Below are 17,355 nucleotides of genomic sequence, written 5' to 3'. Positions count from 1 at the left end.
CCTCAACAATAACGCAATCAATAACATCTCCGGTATCCCCCTGATGGGGCGCACTCACGCATACAGGAGACCAATCATGACATCGTCAAAGCACCCTGGCCTGCAGGGAAAAGTCGTGCTGATTACCGGAGCCGCCAGAAACATGGGACGCGCTTTTGCGGAAGCTCTTTCCGCCCAGGGCGCCGATGTTGCCGCGCACTATCACAGCGACAACTCAGCGAGTGACGCCAACGAAACCGCGCGACTGGTGAAACAGAACGGTGCCCGGGCGCTGATCATTCAGGGCGACCTGGCCGAGCCAGAGCAGGTGAACTCTGTGTTTGAGCAGACAGTTGAAACCTTTGGCAGGCTCGACATCGTCATCAACAACGCCGGCATGATCATCAAGAAACCATTTATGGACTATAGCCCGGAGGACTTTGACCGGTGTTTTCGGACCAATACCAAAGGGGCATTCCTGGTGATGCAGCAAGCTGCCCGATGTCTGGCAGACAACGGTCGTATCATCAATATGAGCACCTCGCTGGTCGGCGCCTTCACAGGCGGCTATGGCGTCTATGCAGGCTCCAAAGCCCCCCTCGAGGACTTTACCCGGGCGCTGGCCAAAGAAATTGGCCACCGGGGCATCACCGTCAACGCCGTTGCACCCGGACCGATCGACACGCCATTCTTTCATGATCAGGAGTCTGATCAGACCGTGGCCTACCTGAGCGCTGCCAGCGTCGCGAATCGACTTGGCACTATTGACGACGTGGTTCCGGCCGTCGAATTTCTGGTGTCGGAGCAGGCTCGCTGGATAACCGGGCAGATCCTCTTTATCAACGGAGGCTTTGTAACCCGATAACGTCTCTTAAAACCTGGGCCCGGTAGGTCTGACGGGCCCAGGACTGCCACGGATCAAAATGAAAGCCTGGCCCCAACAACCGCAAACCAATCCTCTATGCCGCTGCTCTGGTCCCTGGCAAGATCGGCGGTATCGCCATACTTGCGTTCATGAACCACGCCAATGTAGGGCGAGAAGGATCGATCAATCAGATCGTAGCTCAGCTTCAGCCCGGTCTCTGTGGACACCAGGCCTTTGCCCACACCAATCTCCCGGTCCTCACTGAAGGCGATAGAAGCGTCAACGGAGGCGACCAGAATCCAGTGGTTGGTGATCAGCAGTTCGTACTCCGCATCGAACTCTGCCGATACATCGCCGTCCTGACTGGCGTATAGACTGGCATCGATCTCAAACCACTGGGGTGCCAAGCCGGATAGCCCAACAACAGCGTAGGTCCGATCTGGCCCCTCCGGGGTATCAAATCGGATACCCGCCCTGGCATCGAAAAACTCCGACACCGGCACCTGCCCAATTAACTGGTTCTCGAGGGTATGGTAGGCCTGCTCATCAATCGCGTATTCCCCGTTGGACAGCCAGCGAGCCTTGAACTCATCGGTGCCGTAAAACAGGTCCGCCTTCCAGACGCCCAGCTCTTCATCATCGTCGCTGTATCGGTATTCGAGCTCCTCGAACTGAGCCCCCCACACCCGCAACGCCTGTTTCCGTTCGGTGGTGTCTTCCATCAGTTGCTGCGCAGAGACAACTGGCGACAGCACACTGCTCGCCAGAAGCGTTACCAGTACCAACCGTTTCATAAATCACCTCCGGCCGTAGCGTTTACGCTGTCTAGCGCTGATGACATGGACTCGGGGCCACCTTCAACAATGACCTTACGGAACATGCCGGCGGCGGCGTGATACGACAGGTGGCAATGGAAGGCCCATTGGCCAGCGGCGTCTACTTCTGTCTCCATATACACGGTGGTGCCCGGTTGAACATTGATGGTGTGCTTGACGGGATTCCACTGATCAGCGCCCACGTCCAGGATTGACCACATACCATGGAGATGCATGGGGTGAGTCATCATGGTCTCGTTCACAAACTTGAAGCGGACGCGTTCGCCATACCGCAGACGAATGGGGTCTGCATCTTCGTATTTGACACCGTTGATGCTCCAGCTGTAGCGCTCCATGTTGCCGGTCAGTCGTAACTCGACTTCCCGGGTTGGCTCACGATCTTCGTAGAGAGGCTGTTGCGCCCGCAGGTCAGCATAAGACAGGAACTTACCACCGCTGGCTGCCGTTGGTGTCAGGCCGCTGCCTGGTGCGTAGAAAGGATCACGGGCGTTGCCATTCATCATCGCCATGTCACCGTGATTCATCTCGCCATGATTCATCTCACCGTGACCCATGGCCGCCATGTTGCCATGGTCCATTCCTTCCATGCCCGAATGGTCTATGTCGGCCATATTGGCGCCATCACCATGGCTCATAACGTGCGAACCGCCCATGTCGGCCATGGTCAAGCGGGCTGGCTCACGCAAGGCCGGCACTGGCGCCTGCATGCCGGATTCCGGCGCAAGGGTGGCTCTGGCGTAGCCCGATCGGCCCATGGATTCGGCAAAGATGGTGTAGGCCTGGGCGTCCCGGGGACGCACGATAACGTCGTAGGTCTCGGCAACCCCAATGCGGAATTCCTCCACCGTCACCGGCTGAACGTTGTTGCCATCAGCCTGCACCACTGTCATATCCAACCCTGGAATGCGTACATCGAAGTAGGTCATGGCTGAGGAGTTAATGAACCTAAGGCGCACACGTTCACCGGGCTCGAACAGCCCGGTCCAGTTCTGCTCCGGCCCCTTGCCGTTGATCATTCCAACAAAGCCCTGAACGTCCTCGACATCGGCTTTCATCATTCGCATATCACCCCAGGCGAGGCGATCCCGCAGAGTCGTCATAAACCCCTGTTCAGAGATGTCCGAGAAGAACTCGCCAACGGTCTGCTGCTGGCGATTGTAGTAATCCGCCGAGGTTTTCAGGTTGCGCATGATGCGATCCCCGGAGTGGGGATGCTTATCGGTCAGCTGCACCACGTACTCACGGTCATAGCGAAACGGCTCCCTGGCCTCAGGCTCGATGACAATCGCACCAAAGGCCCCATCCGGCTCCTGAAAGCCGGAGTGACTGTGGAACCAGTAAGTACCGCTCTGAACAACGGGAAACCGATAGGTAAAGGTTTTACCGGCTGGAATACCCGGAAAACTGATCCCCGGAACCCCGTCCTGGGTAAAAGGCAGGATCAGTCCATGCCAATGGATCGACGTCATCTCATCCAGGTTATTGGTGACGTTGATGGTGACTTCCTCACCTTCCCTGAATCGCAGTACCGGCCCAGGCGAGGCGCCGTTGTAGCCGATACCCTCTTTCACAAACTCACCGGTGTCGATTTTGACCCGGTCGACCGTCAGGTCGTACTCGCCGGCCAAGGCCAGCGGCGGCACAATCAGGGCAAACAGCCCTGCCAGCAATGAGAATCTGATCATGGCTTACTCCGACGTCACCTCACCGTACATCCCGGCCTGGTAGTGCCCAGGCACATTGCAGGCGAACTCAAGACTGACGTCATCCGGAAACGTCCAGATCACCTCGGCACTCTCACCGGGCTCAAGCAGAACACTGTTGGGGTCATCGTGCTTCATGGAATGGCCGTTCCCCATATCCATATTCATCCTTTCGTGGTTGATGGAGCCTCCCTGAATCACGCCATGCGCCACCATCATCTGCACTTTTTTCTGATGGGCCTCATGCATGGCTGGGGTGCCAAGGTTGAACTCGTGCACCAACCTTCCCCGGTTTTCGACCACAAACTTCACCGTCTCGCCGGGACTGACGCTGACTGACTCCGGTTCGTAATAGTTGTCATGCATGACCACATTGATCGTGCGGCTGACGGCATCTGCCTGGCCAGGCTGTCCCGTAGCCGCCCCATGGCCACCTCCGTGGCTACCGCCCGCCTGGGCGGCGGTTGAAATTGACATGGCCAGCGTGGCGGCAAACAGCGTGATTGCTCTCATTCCGTCTTCTCCTGGAAGGACATTTGCGTTAAAACCCCGATACCATCGCGCACCAAACTGAACTCTTGCTGAAAACAACCCTGCGCTTGCGTTCAGGCTGGATTCAGCTTCCGCAGCCATACTGTCGGGCTGGTTGCGCTAACGAACTAATGGGAGCCTTTATGCGACTGCTGCTTGTGGAAGACGATTCCCTGCTGGCCAACGGGCTTACCGGCCAGCTCGAGGGTGCAGGGTTCAGCGTCGATGTCAGCCACACCGCCCGTGAAGCACTGGTACTGGGCAAACAGGAGGACTATCGGGTCGCGGTTCTGGATCTGGGCTTGCCTGACGGCAACGGTTTGGACGTGCTGCGGGCCTGGCGGCGGGCCGGCGACGGCTTTCCGGTGTTGATCCTCACCGCCCGGGGCGACTGGCAGGACAAAGTGAATGGTCTGAAGGCGGGCGCGGATGACTACCTCGCCAAACCATTCCAGACCGAGGAACTGATCGCCCGTCTTAACGCCATCGTGCGACGAAGCGAGGGGCGCGGTCTCTCAGTGGTGAAGGTCGGTGGACTGGAGCTGGATGAGAATCGACAGAGCCTGACCTTGCAGGACGGCAGCAATCACAGCCTGACCGGTACCGAGTATCGGCTGCTGCGATGCCTGATGAGTCGCCCCGGCCGGGTCTTTTCCAAAGAGCAGCTAATGGAGCAGTTGTACAACCTCAGCGACAGTCCCAGCGAGAACATCATTGAGGCCTACATCCGGCGCCTGAGAAAGCTGGTAGGCGCCGGCGCCATAGTCACCCGCCGCGGTCAGGGGTATGTGTTCGATGACCAGAATTAAACGTCCGCGCTCGATACGCGGCGCCCTGCTGGCCGTGCTGCTGCCTGCGGGCATCGGGCTTATGGCGTTGGCCTGGGTGATACACGGCCTGTTACTGGACCGGATGTCCCGGGAGTTTGTTGAGAACCGGCTACAGGACGAGGTGACCTTTCTCGAGCACCAGATCCGCAATGTCAACGGTGCCATAGGCGCCCTGCGGACCGGCGACTATTTCGAGGAGGTCTTCCACCACGCGTTCGCGATACAGACGCCGACAAAAACCCTGATCTCGCCCACCTCCTGGCAGTCGGTACTCACGCCGCTACTGCAGTCACGCCAGCAGGGCGCCATTCGGCTCAGCCCCGATGGTGAACCGGTCGACCTGCTGGCCTTCCGGCGCACGTTCCAGCTCAATGGCGCAGCCATTACAGTTCTCGTTGCGGAGGACATGGCGGCCCTCAAAGACAGCCAGTCAGCGTTACATACCTGGACTGCCATTGTGTCCATTGCGCTGATTCTGTTGCTGGCGATCATCATCTGGCTGGGCATTACCCTGTCCATGCGACCCGTCAGCCAGCTTCAAGCTGAACTGAAGCTGCTCCAGGCAGGACAACGCTCGCGGATCGATGGCTCGGCGCCCCAGGAGTTCCGACCACTGGTGCTGCAGCTCAATCAGTTACTGGATTCTCTCGACCAGCGATTGACCCGATCCCGGGAAGCCCTCGCCAATCTGTCTCACAGCCTGAAAACACCCATAGCCGCTGTGCGGCAACTGCTGGAAGACACCGATCGACCACTCGATACCGACCTTCGCCGGGAGATGGCTTGCAAACTTGGTGAGCTGGACCGGCAACTGGAAAGTGAAATGCGCCGTAGCCGGTTTGCCGGTCCCCAGGTTGGCAAGAGCGCCCTGCCGGTCAAACAGTCTCGGGATCTTCTTTGGATGATGGGCCGGCTATACCCCGACAAACGCTTCGAGCTCTCCACTACCCTTGGCGACGACGATCGCTGGCAAATCGAAGAACAGGATCTCAACGAACTCATTGGTAACTTGCTCGACAACGGCGGCAAATGGGCTCAGACCGGGGTTGAGCTGACGTTGGCTCGCCACCACGGATCGTTGCTGATCACCGTCGCCGATGATGGTCCGGGCGTCAGCGTTGGCGCCCTGGACAGCCTGGGAACCCGAGGCCTACGGCTGGATGAGCAAACCCCAGGCCACGGCCTGGGGCTGGCCATCGTCAACGACATCGTCGCCCGCTACGCCGGCGAGGTCACCTTCTCACTTGCACCTGGCGGCGGCCTGATGGCCGCCATTCAACTTCCGGGCACACCTTAGGCCACCCTGCCAGGCACTCAGGTCACTCAAAGGACCGTTCGGTCAACGCAATGACCAGACGGGTCAGTCGCCCTCTGCCCGGCGTTCCTTCAATCGGTGCCCAACGCTCACAATCGCATCAATCGCGGGCTTCAGTTCCTGACCGAGATCGGTAAGCCGGTATTCCACGCTGGGCGGTGAAGTCGGTTCCACCCGCCGCTCAACCACGCCGTCAGCCTCCAGCTTGCGCAGTCGCGACGTCAGCATCTTGGCGGATATGCCGGGTATGTCGTCCTTCAATTCACTGAAACGCCTGGGATGCTCGCTCAGGTACCAGATGATGTTCGGTGTCCAGGTTCCGCCAATCACACTCAGGCATTCGCCAAGCGGACACTGTTCCGGCGGTTCTTCAACCTGGTTTTTTCGTCTTGGTAGCATCGGGAATGTCCTCAAAGGTCCGCAGATTGCCAGTTTGCCGGGGCTCACCAGCCTGCATGATGCAAGAGTTACTTTGGGTAACTATAACGTAACAGGTTACCAGGGGGTAACCACAGAATGATGTTACATCGGTATATCTAGTATACTTTGGTAACTCGGTACCTCTATTATCCCTGGCACACCCACAGACCAAACCAGGGAGTCACCCCATGTATACTCTTTACTACCTGCCAGGCGCCTGCTCACGGGCCATCCTCACCCTGCTGATCGAGCTGGACCAGCCGGTCAAGCTCATCGACCGGACCACCGTCGACCGTTACAGCGACATCAACCCGACCGGTCAGGTGCCGGTTCTGGTGGATGGCGACCTGACGCTCCGCGAAGGCGCCGTGATCATCCAGTATCTGCTGGAGAAACATCAGAGCCAGATGCTGCCCGGCGACCACAAGCAGCGCTACCAGTTCCTGCAGGATCTGATGTTTGCCAACGCCACCGTGCATCCGGCCTATGGTCGCCTGTTCTTCATTGACGCCACAGTCACCGAGCCGGATCAGAAAGCCACAGCGTTCGACGGCGCAGCCACCGCCCTGACCAACCTGTGGCAGATCGTTGAAGACCGGCTTGCCGATACCCCCTACATGGGCGGTAACGAACCCAACATCGTCGATCTGCTGCTTACGGTGTACGCCAGTTGGGGGCCAAACTTTCCGGTCACCATTCCCCTCGGGCCACGGGCTGAACGGATGATTGCAGGCGTCACCAGCCTGCCGTCGTTCGCAGAAGCCGTGCGGCGGGAAAATGCGACATCCAACCCATAAGGAGCCAAGCCCATGCCTTTTGTCCATATTCGTGTCACAGACACCGGTGTCACCTCCGAGCAGAAAGCCCGACTGATTGCCGGTACCACCCAGCTCTTGCAAGACGTACTGAACAAGGCTCCGGAAAAAACGTTTGTGGTGATTGATGAAGTTGCCACTGACAACTGGGGCGTCGCAGGGCTGCCGGTTTCCCGGCGGCAACCGGAGTAAACCCAACGACTGAGCCAGCCGCCCGGCTGGCTCGCTATTCAACCTGCAACGAAGAGGAACCCGTATGCGACAGGTCAGGGACGTGTCTTTATCGGCCATCAATGCCGGCTTTATTACGGTTCTGGTGGGTTTCACCAGTTCGGCCGCCATTGTGTTCCAGGCGGCCCGGGGGTTGGGAGCCACACCGGAACAGGTCGCCTCGTGGATGCTCGCGCTGGGCATCGGCATGGCGGTCACCGGAATCGCCCTGTCGCTCCGCTACCGGATGCCCATTGCCACCGCCTGGTCCACCTCCGGTGCCGCCATGTTGCTCAGCAGTGCGTCCGGCACCACCATGAACGAAGCCATCGGCGCCTTCATGATCTCTGGCCTGCTGATGACCCTGGCAGGATTTATGGGCTGGTTCGAACGCCTGATGGACCGAATCCCCATGGCGATCGCCGCCGGCATGCTGGCGGGCATCCTGCTGCAGTTCGGGTTGGATGCCTTTGTCGCCATGGAGTCATCCTTCACCCTGGTGTTCGGGATGTTCCTGGCCTACCTGATCACCCGCCGGCTGCTGCCGCGCTACGCCGCCCTGGCTCCGCTGCTGATTGGCCTGGCGATCGCCTCTGCCAAAGGCACAATAGCGACCGATGACCTGACCCTGGCGCTGGCCACACCGGTGTTCGTGGCACCCACGTTCAGCCTCGAAGCGTTTTTCGGGATTGCGCTGCCACTGTTTGCGGTGACCATGGCATCACAGAATGCCCCAGGCCTGGCGGTGCTGAAAACCGCGGGCTACCGCCCTCCGGTATCGAGCCTGGTGGGCTGGACCGGCGCCACAACCACCGTGCTGGCCCCGTTTGGATGCTTTGCGCTCAACCTGGCCACTATTACCGCAGCGATCTGTTCCGGACCAGAAGCGCACGAGGATCCCCGGAAACGCTATGTTGCCGGGGTGTCGGCCGGGATTTTCTACCTGCTGACCGGCATCTTCGGCGCCACTGTCGGGGCCCTGTTTGCTGCTCTGCCGACGGCCCTGATACTCGCCATTGCCGGTCTGGCCCTGGTCAGTACCTTTGCCGGTAGCCTGGCAACAGCTCTCGAGCGGGTATCCCACCGGGACGCGGCGGTGATCACCTTTCTGGTGACCGCATCGGACCTGACGCTGTTTGGCGTGGGCGCTGCGTTCTGGGGCATGGTAGCCGGAGGCCTGACTCTGCTGGTTCTCAATGCCCGCCCGCAACAGCACACGCTGTCAGCTACTCCGCGGTCTTGAACTGCCGGACCAGATCCGCCAGTTCATCAGAGAGATCACTCAGCGACGACGCCGTCTTGTTGGCACTCACGGCCACATCGCGGGCGCGGGAGGCCTCGTTGTAGGCCCCAGTCACGTTCTTGCTGATGTCCTCTGCCACCGAATGCTGCTCTTCCGTAGCGGCGGCAATCTGCGTCGCCATGTCGCGGATGCGGCTGACCTGTTCCTGAATGGTCAGGAAGGTGTCGGCAGCTTCCTGGGCGGTACGCACCGTGGCGTCGGAATGCTCCGCGCTGCCCGCCAGTTTGCTGGATACAGTGACGGTGCGTTCGTTCAGGGCTGACAGCAGGGTGTCAATCTCCTGGGTGGACTGGGCCGTTTTCTGAGACAGCTCGCGGACCTCATCCGCCACCACCGCGAAGCCGCGGCCGTGCTCACCGGCACGGGCAGACTCAATGGCGGCATTCAGCGCCAGCAGGTTGGTCTGTTCGGCAATGGTGCGAATGGTGTCCAGGATGGTGGTGATGTTCTTATTCTCCTCCGCCAGCTCCCCCATGGCGTTGTTGGCTTCCGTGAGGGTGGCAGCGAGCTGGTGCACACTGTTCTGGGTCTGGGTGATCTGCTCGGTGCCATTGCCCACCTCGGCGAGGCAACGGTCCGCCGACTCGGCGGTGTCGTTACAGTTCTGCGCCACCTCGTTGGCGGTGGCCACCATCTCATTACTGGCGGTGGAGATCTGCTCAAGGGACTCAGACTGGGCCGAGGCGATGGACTCAATATGCCGGGAAACTTCTGTGGCAGTTTTTGCTTCATCCGCCACTGCCCTGGCCCGCCCCTTTATTGCCACAATCAAGTCATGAATGACCGTCGAGAAGCCATTGAACGCCCGCGCCATCTGGCCTGTCTCGTCCTCTCGGTCCTGGCGCAGACGCTTGGTCAGATCCCCTTCGCCACTGGCCGCCTCATTGAGACCATCGGTCACTGCCAGGATTGGCCGTGAGATCACCGCGCTGATCCAGTAGCCCAGGCCGGCGAACAGCACCACCAGGGCGATGCTGATCCAGAGAATAAACTGCTGGGTCTGCGATACCTTGCCCAGCACCTCGCGGGATGGCACCACCCCCACAAACGTCCAGCCGCTGGTTGGCGAGGTGAACTGATTGACGAACCAGTGCTCTCCCTGCCACTCCACTTTCTTCAACCCGGAGGACGTATCCAGCTCGCTGTAAAGGGTGTCGATACTGTTCACGGGCTTGAAGTTGTTATCCGGGTTGCGGGGATCGGCCAGCACGGTACCGGTGTCTTCGATCAGCACCAGATAGCCGGATTCCCCCAGGCGGACATTGCCGATCAGATCAGTCAGCCGCTTCAGGGTCACGTCGATCCCCATCACGCCGGTCAGGCCGCTCTCTGTCTCAAATTCCACCACATAGTCCAGCAATGGCGCGCCGGTGTTGGCATCGGCGTAGGCCGGCACCCGCACCGGCTGACCATTTCCGGACTGACCAGTCTGGTACCAGGGCCGTACCCGTGGATCGTAGTTGTCTGGCACCCCGCCGGCGGGCCATTGGATGTAGCTGCCATTGCTCAACCCCACGAACACGTAGGCCAGATCTTCCCGGGACTGTCCGAAGTCATCCATCAAGCGGAACGCCCGTTGCTCGACGGCACTGACATTGGCGGGCGCCGCATCGTTGCCCACCGAGTCAACGAAGCGGGTAACGGTGTCATCCAGTTGGCGGATGGCGTCGGTATTGGCAAAGAATTCGGCACTGGAGGAGAGACCGTCGAGGTAGAAGGCGAACCCCCGCTCGATCTGTCTCATCTCAGCCAGACTGGTGGCCTGGTAGTTGGCGAGGATGTTGGCCCGGAACTGGTAGAGCGCCAGCACGGCAATCACAACGGTGGGCAATGTTACACCGGCCAGCAATACAGCAAGGAAGCGGGTTCGGATTGTCATGGATTCAGTATTCCATCGATGTGCAATAAATTTTGCCATCCGTAGGTTATGGAACATCCGTTTTCAAGTAGCTTAGACGGTGCCGGGCGAGCATGCCCCCCGATGGCGCATAAATCCTGTCCGATCCGTCTCGTTTCTGTCGCATATCACCAGGTTGGCGTCGCCTCGGGGCACGAAAATCGGGCCCGCGGGCGCTATGCTATGCCCTGTCTGCTGCATCAAAATGGCCATCACCCAACCAACCCAACCGGGGCACCGCCATGGCAATCAGCCTGTTCGACATGCTGAAAATCGGCATCGGCCCATCCAGCTCCCACACTGTGGGGCCAATGGCTGCGGCCCACCGCTTTGTTCAGATACTGGCGCAAAGCGCGCAACTGTCGAGCGTGCGCCGCATCACCATCGACCTCTACGGCTCCCTGGGCGCCACCGGGCCAGGTCACGGAACCGGGCCGGCGGTGCTGATGGGGCTGGAGGGGCATCTGCCCGACTCGGTCGATCCGGCCCGGGTTCCGGCGCGGGCCGGAGAGATCGATCATCACCGGCAACTGAAGCTGAATGGTGAAGTCGCCATCGAATTCGATGTTGCGCGAGACCTCCACTTCCGTCCGGAAACGACCCTGCCCTTTCACGCCAACGGACTGCGCTTCACCGCCTACGACAACGATCACCAGGCGCTGGAACAGCGCACGCTCTACTCCATCGGCGGTGGCTTTGTGGTGGAGGAAGAGGCCGCCGGCGACGACCGGCTGGTGGACGACCGCAGCGACTTGCCTTTCCCCTTCACCACCGCGACAGAGCTGCTGGCACACTGCCAGCGCCACGGGCTGTCCATGGCTGAAGTCATGCTGGCCAACGAGCAGACCTGGCGCGCCCCGGACGACATTCGCAACGGCATTCTGGCGATCTGGCAGGTGATGCAGGATTGCGTCCACAACGGCATTCGCGCGCAGGGCTGCCTGCCCGGCGGACTGGGTATCCAGCGACGGGCCGCCGCTCTTCACACCAAGCTCACTTCCCTGGAGCAGCAGGCTTTGATTGCACCGTCCCTGAGTGCCCTGGACTGGGTCAATCTCTATGCGCTCGCCGTCAACGAAGAAAATGCCGGTGGTGGACGCATGGTCACCGCCCCCACCAATGGCGCCGCCGGCATCGTACCGGCGGTGCTGCATTACTATTGGCACTGGTGTCCGGGGGCCGATGAGGACGGTGTGGTCCGCTTCCTGCTCACCGCTGCCGCCATTGCAATCCTGTTCAAGGAGAACGCGTCCATCTCCGGCGCGGAAGTGGGTTGCCAGGGGGAAATCGGCTCGGCCTGCGCCATGGCCGCCGCCGGACTTGCCGCCGTTACCGGCGGCAGCCCGCGACAGGTCGAGAACGCCGCGGAGATCGGTATGGAGCATCACCTGGGGCTGACCTGTGATCCGGTGGGCGGCCTGGTGCAAATCCCCTGCATCGAACGCAACGCCGTGGGTGCGGTCCAGGCCATCAACGCCGCCCTGCTGGCCCTGCGGGGCAATGGCGACCACGTGGTCTCCCTCGACAAGGTCATCCGAACCATGCGTGACACCGGCGCGGACATGCTCGACAAGTACAAGGAAACCGCCCACGGCGGCCTGGCGGTCAACGTCACCGAGTGCTGATGACCGCCGGCCACCATTGGATTCAAAGGATTGTCGGTAACCCACCACCGCGAACAGGCCAGAACCCGCTCAGAAGTCGAGCTGGTAGCCCAGGGTGAGGGTCCGCCCCCGGCCGGTAAAGTAATAGTCGTCACTGGCGCGGGCGGCCTGGGAGTAGTAGGTGATGTAGTCCTCATCGAGCAGGTTCTCGATACCCAGCGACAGGCGGCCGAGGCCGCTACGGTAGGTCACCGCGCCGTCCACCAGGCTGTAGCCATCGAAATCCAGGCTATCGCCATCAACGTTGCGATCGCGGTAGTGGCTCAGCTGCAACTGGCTTGAGAGCACCTGGCTCCATTGGGCGGACCAGCGCAGTTTGACCGTTTCCGGGGCGATGTTGATGCCGGTGAGTTTGGTGTCCACCGAGCCGTCGCCATCGGTATCCGATTTGCCGGAGGCGTAGGTGTAGGAAAGCGCCAGGGCGTGAGCATCATTGAGGTCGGCCTCAGCGGTGACTTCCGCTCCCTTGATCTCGGTCTTTTCCCGGTTTCCGACCCAGACACCGTCCACTTCGGTCAGGCGTTCACCGTAGTCGGAATCCGATTCGTAGTAGCTGATCTCGAGGCGATAACGATCCCAGTTGAAGCGGGTGCCGACCTCCCGATTGTCGGTGACGATGGGCTGCAATTGCAGCAGGGAGTCCACGTCCTGACCAGGCTCGCTGATGCCGCGCAGTACCCGGCCAACATCCGGCATGCCAAACCCTTCGGAATAGTTACCGTACACCTGAGCCCAGTCGTTGATCTGGTAGACCACCCCGGCATTGAGCAGGGTCTCGTCGAAATCCGGGTTGCCACCGTCCACTGTGACCTTGTCCTGGGTAACGTTACTGCGATCGATGGTGCTGTAGGTGTCGACCTTGAGTTTGGCACGCTCATGCCGGGCGCCTGCATGCAGGGTCAGGCCCCGGGTGACCTCAAGGTCGCCCTGCAGGAACAGCGCCAGGTTGCGAAACCGGGATTTGGGCACATAGGTTCGGCCGGTTTCTACCAGCATCTGGCGGGTTTCGTCCTGCAGCAGGTCCAGGCCAGTCGTCAGGGTCAGGCGGTCTTCCAGCAGGCCGTCCCGGGTCAGGGTGAACTTGCCGCCGAGCTTATCGGATTCGTTCCGGGTCTGGTCCAGCTGCGGCTGGTCATTGCTATCGAGGTACGGAAAGAATGGTGTGGTGCCGAACTGGGCACGGAAGGTCTGGCTGTAGAGCTGGGAATCCACCCGATTGCCGAGCCAGTCATCATGGGTGTAGGACAGCCGCGCAGTCATCACCTCATTGTAACCGGCATCACCATCCGGATTGCCTCGCCGGGCAGTGGTGGGCACACCATTGGCGCGATCACCCTGGACCGGCACATAGTCGCCATTGCCTTCCAGCTCAAAGCGGTTGACGAAAAACTCAATGTTCTGATCGTCATCCAGCCAGTAGCCGACCTTGGCGAGCAGGTCGTAGCTGCTGGAGTTCTGCACCTCGCCCGGATAGGCAATACCGACAATCTCATCCCGGCCATCATAGAACACGCCCCGCTCCTGCAGGGTTGCTCCGGCCAGGTATTCCCAGTCCCCACGCTGGCCACTGACCCGATAGTTCAGCTTGTAGCCCTGGCCATCAGAATCCACACCGTCGTCGGTCGTTACACCGGCGGAGAGCGACTGATTGACCCGCCCACCCTCCGGCTTGCGGGTGACAAAGTTGATGATGCCACCGGTCGCTCCCAAACCGTGCTCAGCGCTGGCACCGTGGATCACCTCAATCCGCTCGACCATGCTCAGGTCAATGGTGTAACTGTCCCGTGCGCTGTCCCGCAGGGGATTGCTCTGGGGTACCCCGTCTACCAGAAACAGGGCGGAACGCCCCCGGAACGTCTCTCCGGCATTGGACAGCTTCTGGCGACCCGGCGAGTACGATGGAATCAGGTTGCTCAGCACCTGGCCCGGATCGTTGGTGATGGCCAGTTGCTGCTGCAACTGCTGGCGGGTAATGACGGTGGTTTTCTGGGGTGTCTGATCTGCCCTCGCCTGGTTGCGAGAGGCGGAGATGACCAGCGCGTCCAGGGCATTGGTCGCGTTCTGGCCATTTGCATCGGCCAGCGCGGTGGCAGGCATAATGGCCGTGAGCCCGGAGGCCAACAGCAGGGAAACGGTTTGCGAGCGGTTCATACGGCTTCTCGTCGTTCGAAGAGTGCATGGGAAACCGCCCGCATGCTAAAGAGTCGCATACATGTTTGCAAATGCGACTCACTATTATTTATTGGGAGATGGTGACCGCTCTATCAGATGTGGCTGCAAGGCTCCGTGGCCATAACTTCCGCCCAGCGTTCCCGCAACAGGTTTCCGACCAGTTCCCGCATCCAGGTGACTCCGGGGTCCCGATCATGGCGGGCGTGCCAGATCAGGTACAGGCTGGAAGGATCGACATTGAAAGGCAACTCTCCCATCCACAGGCCATGGACGAAGCCGCAATCCTGACTGATCAGTTCCGGAATAGCGACGATCAGGTCCGACTCCCGCAACAGCTGGGGCACGATGGAGAAGTGATTGACGGTTGCCGCAATCCGGCGGCTCAGGCCTTTCTGATCGAGGTAGTTGTCGACAAAGCCGTGGGCTTCGCCAGACATCGTCACCAGCAGGTGCCGGGCATCCAGAAACTCCTGCAACGTGATTGGCCGCCCTGCCAACGGGTGATTGGCCCGCATGGCCAGACGAAAGCCTCCGTCAAACAACCAGGTGCTGCGCAGGCTGTGATCATGCTGGGTCAACAGGCCCACGGCCAGGTCCACGTGGGCTTCCCGCAACAGATCATGAGAGCGCTCCGGGGTATAGGGCACAGCGTGCAGATCCACTCCGGGTGCCTCTTCCTCCAGACGCCGAACCAGCTGACGCCAGATCAACTCCACCGACACATCCGTCACCGCAATTCGGAACTTGCGCTTGGCCGTAGCCGGGTCGAACTGGGTCGCGCTGACCGCGTTGGAAAGGTCGTACATCGGCCGACTGACCTGGTCCCACAAACTGAGCGCGTGAGAGGTGGGCTCGATGTTGCGGCCCTTGCGCACAAACAGAGGATCATTCCAGATCTGACGCATCCGCGAGATCGCATTGGACACCGCAGGTTGAGTCATCGACAGCCGCTCGGCGGCACGGGTGACGGAGCGCTCGGTCATGATGGCGTCAAAAATATACAGCAGCTGCAGTTCCTGGTTCTTCAAAGTCGAATTACCCGTATCGTCTGGAGATCGGTGGCGATGATGGTCACATCATACACTGAGGCCACGGTCTCCTGTGGCCACTGCGGATCAGATGTTACCCCTGATGAACGTCCGAAGCTGCCCCAGCGAGCCGGCGCCGGTCTGCTGGGCAATGACCGCCCCCTCCTCAAACAGGGACAGGGTGGGAATACTGCGAATCCCCATGCGCCCTGCAATGTCCGGGTTCTCGTCCACATTCACTTTAACGATGGTCAGCTGATCGGCAAACTCATCCACCAGCTCTTCCAGCATCGGGGCGATGGTCTTGCAGGGGCCACACCAGGGCGCCCAGAAGTCCACCAGTACCGGTTTGTCACTGGCCAGCACCTGTTGGTCAAAGCTGGCATCGGTTACGGCGTTGATTGCAGTCATGATTGGTTCTCCTTTGTGTTTTTCGGGGAATTGTCGGGTGTGAGTGGTTGTATCCCAGGCTGATTGTCTCCACTGCGTCGTGTCAGAACCAATTGCCTGGCGATATGGCGTACATTTCCTGTAGTGATGAATAAGGCGGGGACCCGTCCGCTGGTTCCGCTACCGCAAGGACCGACTCAGCACCAGGCCTCCCCAGGCCAGGGTTCGGTCCCCCTGCCCCCGCTTGATCTCCGAACTCTGGACCCGCAGCACATAGCTCAGCTTGAGCTCATCCGTCAGGGAATAGGTGTACCCCGCCCATGCCTCTGCCAGCACAGTATGGAGATCAGCCGTAGCCAGAGTGTGGGCACTGTCGCGGAACTGCCCCTGGAGAAAGGCGTTATAGGCCCGGGCCTTGAGCGCCAGGCCACCCCAGAAATAGCTCTCTGAGGCAGGACCGGCTGCCAGGGCCGGGCCACGCTCGCCATAGGTGCTCAACTCCGGGTTGAAACGATTATCCGGAGAGGAAATCAGCCCCTCACGAAACACCAGCGCAATACCGGCTTCGGTAAGATAGCCAACCGAGCCATAGCCGGTGAGTTTGAACTGGCTGTCCGGGGCATAGCCCAGGTAGTGATGATAGGCCGCCGAATAACGCAGGGTTGGCTCGCCGCCGTCCGCAACCTGGTGATCCCAGCCTTCGGCGGTATCACTGCCAACAATAGGATGTATGGCATTCTGGCCAGCTTCGAACAGATTCAGCCCCAGCGCTCCCAGAGTCAGCGAGGTGGTCCAGCCATCGCGGCTTTCGGGGCGCTGGTAACTGTGGCTGATTGAGGCGTAAACCAGGCTGCTGTAGGGCCGGTCATCAAACTGTATGTTGGCGGCCTCGATTTTCTCCGGGGTGAAGCCATAAGCGCCCAACTCCAGGGAATAGGCCAAAGGTTTGACCGCCAGATCGGTGGCCAGCAACCCATCCAGCCCGGTCAGAGCCGCCGATGCCATGCTTCCCCACGCGGGCGCACTGCGGCTGGAGTAGGTCACCGCCAGTCCCGCAGTGAAATCCCTATCGGTGCTTGTGGGAGAGAACAGATCGTTGTCCGTGGAAATGGCAAGCGTCGCAGGCGGCGCTGCCAGCGCGGACGTCCCCCATGCCGTCATCACAAAACCCGCGACAGCAATCCACCTCATCGTATGTTCCTCCCAGAAAGCCAACGCCCTGATAGCCGGACGCCGAAAAGCTGGGACCATTCTCAAACAGCGGTGATAGCTGGAACCAATTGAAAGAAAGAATTCAATACATCATGAAAAATGATGAGTCTCGAGCCACAACTCATCACCGGAGATGATACGAGACATACGGACAGGCAATTATTCCTCCGACGTCAGCATGGGGA

The 17,355-nt window shown here is 60.2% G+C and carries 16 protein-coding genes; 7 read left to right on the top strand and 9 right to left on the bottom strand.

Annotated features, from left to right (window positions below; genetic code table 11):
* Positions 1-76 precede the first annotated feature (76 nt).
* Positions 77-844, top strand: coding sequence for an SDR family oxidoreductase (locus MLD24_RS05425; protein ID WP_248164946.1), 768 nt, complete (start codon positions 77-79; stop codon positions 842-844).
* A gap of 53 nt (positions 845-897) precedes the next feature.
* On the opposite strand, the gene MLD24_RS05420 is transcribed toward MLD24_RS05425, so the two are convergent.
* From MLD24_RS05420 to MLD24_RS05410, 3 genes are read right to left on the bottom strand one after another with little or no spacing between them, the layout of a single operon-like run.
* The gene (locus tag MLD24_RS05420; RefSeq protein ID WP_248164944.1) at positions 898-1,638 is read right to left on the bottom strand and encodes a copper resistance protein B; all 741 of its coding nucleotides are present in this window, start codon (positions 1,636-1,638) and stop codon (positions 898-900) included.
* Positions 1,635-3,365, bottom strand: coding sequence for a copper resistance system multicopper oxidase (locus MLD24_RS05415; protein WP_248164942.1), 1,731 nt, complete (start codon positions 3,363-3,365; stop codon positions 1,635-1,637). Before MLD24_RS05415 ends, MLD24_RS05420 begins: the two co-directional genes overlap by 4 nt.
* A gap of 3 nt (positions 3,366-3,368) precedes the next feature.
* On the bottom strand, positions 3,369-3,896 hold the full coding sequence (locus MLD24_RS05410; protein WP_248164940.1) for a cupredoxin domain-containing protein: 528 nt from the start codon (positions 3,894-3,896) through the stop codon (positions 3,369-3,371).
* Between the two features lie 161 nt (positions 3,897-4,057).
* Between MLD24_RS05410 and MLD24_RS05405 the strand changes: the two genes are divergently transcribed.
* The gene (locus MLD24_RS05405; RefSeq protein WP_248164938.1) at positions 4,058-4,723 is read left to right on the top strand and encodes a response regulator transcription factor; all 666 of its coding nucleotides are present in this window, start codon (positions 4,058-4,060) and stop codon (positions 4,721-4,723) included.
* Complete coding sequence (locus tag MLD24_RS05400; protein ID WP_248164937.1) at positions 4,710-6,041, top strand: sensor histidine kinase; 1,332 nt, start codon at positions 4,710-4,712, stop codon at positions 6,039-6,041. The genes MLD24_RS05405 and MLD24_RS05400 overlap by 14 nt, the downstream gene beginning before the upstream one ends.
* Before the next feature lie 63 nt (positions 6,042-6,104).
* Here MLD24_RS05400 and MLD24_RS05395 read toward each other — a convergent pair whose 3' ends face one another.
* Positions 6,105-6,458, bottom strand: coding sequence for a winged helix-turn-helix transcriptional regulator (locus tag MLD24_RS05395; RefSeq protein ID WP_227175785.1), 354 nt, complete (start codon positions 6,456-6,458; stop codon positions 6,105-6,107).
* 209 nt (positions 6,459-6,667) lie between these two features.
* Here MLD24_RS05395 and MLD24_RS05390 point away from each other — a divergent pair, with 209 nt between their 5' ends.
* The 3 genes from MLD24_RS05390 to MLD24_RS05380 all read left to right on the top strand — a co-directional run bounded on the left by MLD24_RS05390 (position 6,668) and on the right by MLD24_RS05380 (position 8,747).
* Positions 6,668-7,276, top strand: a complete 609-nt coding sequence (locus MLD24_RS05390) for a glutathione S-transferase family protein (RefSeq protein ID WP_227175784.1) — start codon at positions 6,668-6,670, stop codon at positions 7,274-7,276.
* A gap of 12 nt (positions 7,277-7,288) precedes the next feature.
* Positions 7,289-7,486, top strand: coding sequence for a tautomerase family protein (locus MLD24_RS05385; RefSeq protein WP_227175783.1), 198 nt, complete (start codon positions 7,289-7,291; stop codon positions 7,484-7,486).
* 64 nt (positions 7,487-7,550) lie between these two features.
* A complete protein-coding gene (locus tag MLD24_RS05380) occupies positions 7,551-8,747 on the top strand; it encodes a benzoate/H(+) symporter BenE family transporter (protein WP_248164935.1) in 1,197 nt (398 codons plus the stop codon).
* Here the strand turns inward: MLD24_RS05380 and MLD24_RS05375 are convergent.
* Entirely contained in the window at positions 8,731-10,686 is a 1,956-nt protein-coding gene (locus tag MLD24_RS05375) for a methyl-accepting chemotaxis protein (protein ID WP_248164933.1), read from the bottom strand. The two genes, MLD24_RS05380 and MLD24_RS05375, sit on opposite strands and share 17 nt — an antisense overlap.
* Before the next feature lie 260 nt (positions 10,687-10,946).
* Between MLD24_RS05375 and MLD24_RS05370 the strand changes: the two genes are divergently transcribed.
* A complete protein-coding gene (locus tag MLD24_RS05370; RefSeq protein ID WP_248164930.1) occupies positions 10,947-12,329 on the top strand; it encodes an L-serine ammonia-lyase in 1,383 nt (460 codons plus the stop codon).
* Positions 12,330-12,398: 69 nt separating this feature from the next.
* On the opposite strand, the gene MLD24_RS05365 is transcribed toward MLD24_RS05370, so the two are convergent.
* The 4 genes from MLD24_RS05365 to MLD24_RS05350 all read right to left on the bottom strand — a co-directional run bounded on the left by MLD24_RS05365 (position 12,399) and on the right by MLD24_RS05350 (position 17,149).
* Positions 12,399-14,519 (bottom strand): TonB-dependent receptor, encoded by a 2,121-nt coding sequence (locus MLD24_RS05365; protein WP_248164916.1) that lies wholly within the window; start codon positions 14,517-14,519, stop codon positions 12,399-12,401.
* Between the two features lie 113 nt (positions 14,520-14,632).
* Positions 14,633-15,568 (bottom strand): LysR family transcriptional regulator, encoded by a 936-nt coding sequence (locus tag MLD24_RS05360; RefSeq protein ID WP_248164914.1) that lies wholly within the window; start codon positions 15,566-15,568, stop codon positions 14,633-14,635.
* Positions 15,569-15,655: 87 nt separating this feature from the next.
* Entirely contained in the window at positions 15,656-15,979 is a 324-nt protein-coding gene (gene trxA / locus MLD24_RS05355) for a thioredoxin (RefSeq protein ID WP_248164912.1), read from the bottom strand.
* 159 nt (positions 15,980-16,138) lie between these two features.
* On the bottom strand, positions 16,139-17,149 hold the full coding sequence (locus MLD24_RS05350) for a lipid A deacylase LpxR family protein (RefSeq protein ID WP_248164909.1): 1,011 nt from the start codon (positions 17,147-17,149) through the stop codon (positions 16,139-16,141).
* Between the last annotated feature and the right edge of the window lie 206 nt (positions 17,150-17,355).

It is taken from the genome of Marinobacter xestospongiae (genome assembly GCF_023156385.1).
Classification (GTDB): Bacteria; Pseudomonadota; Gammaproteobacteria; order Pseudomonadales; family Oleiphilaceae; genus Marinobacter; species Marinobacter xestospongiae.
This window is presented reverse-complemented; position numbering and strand designations above follow the sequence as displayed.

Coding starts and splice junctions, on each gene's coding strand:
- MLD24_RS05425 (WP_248164946.1), top strand. CDS start 77: ATGACATCGTCAAAGCACCCTGGCCTGCAGGGAAAAGTCGTGCTGATT.
- MLD24_RS05420 (WP_248164944.1), bottom strand. CDS start 1,638: ATGAAACGGTTGGTACTGGTAACGCTTCTGGCGAGCAGTGTGCTGTCG.
- MLD24_RS05415 (WP_248164942.1), bottom strand. CDS start 3,365: ATGATCAGATTCTCATTGCTGGCAGGGCTGTTTGCCCTGATTGTGCCG.
- MLD24_RS05410 (WP_248164940.1), bottom strand. CDS start 3,896: ATGAGAGCAATCACGCTGTTTGCCGCCACGCTGGCCATGTCAATTTCA.
- MLD24_RS05405 (WP_248164938.1), top strand. CDS start 4,058: ATGCGACTGCTGCTTGTGGAAGACGATTCCCTGCTGGCCAACGGGCTT.
- MLD24_RS05400 (WP_248164937.1), top strand. CDS start 4,710: ATGACCAGAATTAAACGTCCGCGCTCGATACGCGGCGCCCTGCTGGCC.
- MLD24_RS05395 (WP_227175785.1), bottom strand. CDS start 6,458: ATGCTACCAAGACGAAAAAACCAGGTTGAAGAACCGCCGGAACAGTGT.
- MLD24_RS05390 (WP_227175784.1), top strand. CDS start 6,668: ATGTATACTCTTTACTACCTGCCAGGCGCCTGCTCACGGGCCATCCTC.
- MLD24_RS05385 (WP_227175783.1), top strand. CDS start 7,289: ATGCCTTTTGTCCATATTCGTGTCACAGACACCGGTGTCACCTCCGAG.
- MLD24_RS05380 (WP_248164935.1), top strand. CDS start 7,551: ATGCGACAGGTCAGGGACGTGTCTTTATCGGCCATCAATGCCGGCTTT.
- MLD24_RS05375 (WP_248164933.1), bottom strand. CDS start 10,686: ATGACAATCCGAACCCGCTTCCTTGCTGTATTGCTGGCCGGTGTAACA.
- MLD24_RS05370 (WP_248164930.1), top strand. CDS start 10,947: ATGGCAATCAGCCTGTTCGACATGCTGAAAATCGGCATCGGCCCATCC.
- MLD24_RS05365 (WP_248164916.1), bottom strand. CDS start 14,519: ATGAACCGCTCGCAAACCGTTTCCCTGCTGTTGGCCTCCGGGCTCACG.
- trxA (WP_248164912.1), bottom strand. CDS start 15,979: ATGACTGCAATCAACGCCGTAACCGATGCCAGCTTTGACCAACAGGTG.
- MLD24_RS05350 (WP_248164909.1), bottom strand. CDS start 17,149: ATGAGGTGGATTGCTGTCGCGGGTTTTGTGATGACGGCATGGGGGACG.